This is a genomic window from Caballeronia glathei, from assembly GCF_000698595.1.
Lineage (GTDB): Bacteria > Pseudomonadota > Gammaproteobacteria > Burkholderiales > Burkholderiaceae > Caballeronia > Caballeronia glathei.
This window is the reverse complement of the sequence record NZ_JFHC01000350.1, coordinates 1-310: the sequence shown is the minus strand read 5'-3', so window position 1 is coordinate 310 and position 310 is coordinate 1. Positions and strand designations below refer to the sequence as shown.

At 51.0% G+C, this 310-nt stretch carries 1 pseudogene; it reads left to right on the top strand.

The annotated features are described in order from the left end of the window. Positions 1-310 (top strand): annotated as a pseudogene (locus BG61_RS42660) (T6SS immunity protein Tli3 family protein); the annotation flags it as partial.

Sequence of the window (310 nt, the reverse complement as noted above, 5' to 3'; positions counted from 1 at the left end):
GTTTCATGGCATGGTGTACATGAAGACTTTCGAACCGTTTAAGAATTCGACAAACTATACGATCGCAGCAAATCAAGATTCACTATATGTCGCGCGTGAATCGCAGTACGACACGCATGTTCAAAAATTCCCGCTTGCCCCAGGTATTGATCTTAACCGTCCGTATCCCGAGGGACTCCATTCGGATAGTAGTTGGGCTTCTAAGAGGAAGGTAATGCCGTCAGGCCTGCGCGCGCCCTCCGGTCAAGAGCGCTTCACTTGCGACGCATCCATTCGCCCGAAGAACAGCGCTGCTGAACTGAGCCAATGA